The following is a 1669-nucleotide window of genomic DNA, read 5'->3' as shown; positions in this document are numbered from 1 at the left end:
TCAATAACAAAGAGCACCACAAGCCCGTCCTATGAGCTTGAATGTGCAAAAGACCAGGAATTTGATTTTTCGTTGCTGGCAGCTAATGTACAGGACTTTGGAGACATTACGTTTGTTGTAACCTATAATCCGGAGGAACTGGAAGTAATGGATTTGTGCGAGTTCACAGCCGGAAAGGACACAGTAGCCGGAACTATACCAGGAACCAACATAAGCGTCACAGTTAAGGAAGGCAGAATAGAGTACAGAGTAAATGAAAGCATCAACCCCGGAACTGCCTGGTCGGGTGAGATATCCGCAATTATGTTCAGGGCTAAAACAGATGGTAAGGTACAAGTTAACTTTAATATAGAATAAAGGTGTTTGAATATGAAAAAAAGATCAAGCAGGGTTTTAACATTTATCATACTATTGAATATTTTTACGTCGGTATCGTTTGGAAATATCGAAAGCGGACATTTTGTTGAGTTTGGGCAAAAGGCAAAAGCAGATACTGTACAATACTACTACGATAAGTACAAGTGTACTTATTGGGAGTTGCAAACGGGTCGCTTTAATTATCCTCCTGATGGTGTGACATCAAAAAGTATTATCTGGAATGACAAGGGTACAAACTACTTTAAATATGTAATATCATTTGATGACCTAAATGTAAATCCCCAAACAGGAAAAGTCGATTACTCTTATTGGAATCCCGTCGAGAGTAGTATGCCGCTATATGTACCAATTGTAATTAGGACAAAGCCAGAAAATGCTAAGCCGAATGAATATATTCCTTTTAAACCTGGAGAGTACATAACTGTAATGTTGGTGGATAATTGTGAGATAACGAGTTCTGGTATGTATGTAGCGTATGGATTTAGTCTGGGGTATTGCAGAAGTGTACCTGTTCAAAAAGAATTAATTCAATCTAATATAATAGCACCAGATGGAACATATCCTGATGATGGGTATCAAGACGGATATTGGTATATAAAAAAAGGAATTGGAAATTTGTCTCCATCGTTTACTGTAACTTCTCCATCCCAAAACGAAATAGTATCTAAAAATAAAACTTTTACACCCTCCATCACAGTCTCAGACCCTGATGGAGATACTTTGACCTGCAAATATTACATAGACTCAGTTGTAAAAGAGACAAAAACCATATCCAACACAGCTACTGCCCAACTTGTGAATTTTAGTGTTTTAGGTATAAGTACTTTATCAGATGGCAAGCACACCTTTAAATTTGAAGTAAGTGATGGTATATATGACCCAATAGCCGTATCAGTTGACGTTATAGTAGACAACTCACCTCCGGTTATAGGAACTGTAAACATAACAACCAACGATACAAATATAAATATTACAGGCTCTGCCACAGACACTGTTTCAGATGCGGCCTCAATACAGTATCGATATACGGTCGGTAGTACTGTTTCCAATTGGGGTGGCAATGCACCATACATAATTGGCTCATTAACTCCAAATACCGTATATTACGTGAAATATGAAGCCAAGGACAAAGTGGGAAATGTCTCATTTGTGGAGAAAACCGTAAGGACAAAAGCCCAGGTTCCGCAAATCACTATAAGTAATAACAAAGAAAACACATTGGACTTATCAATAAATGACTCCAATCCTGCTGTAACACAGTATCAGATTATGGCAGGTTCAAGATATGTAA

Annotated in this window: 2 pseudogenes; both read left to right on the top strand. The window is 37.8% G+C overall.

The annotated features are described in order from the left end of the window. A pseudogene (locus T344_RS31185) lies at positions 1-357 on the top strand (fibronectin type III domain-containing protein); the annotation flags it as partial. Between the two features lie 12 nt (positions 358-369). Beyond that, a pseudogene (locus tag T344_RS28845) lies at positions 370-1669 on the top strand (fibronectin type III domain-containing protein); the annotation flags it as partial.

Source organism: Ruminiclostridium cellobioparum DSM 1351 = ATCC 15832 (assembly GCF_000621505.1).
In the GTDB taxonomy this organism is placed as follows: Bacteria; Bacillota; Clostridia; order Acetivibrionales; family DSM-1351; genus Ruminiclostridium; species Ruminiclostridium cellobioparum.
Note: the sequence above shows the minus strand (reverse complement) of the source record. Positions and strands in the feature narration are given on the sequence as shown.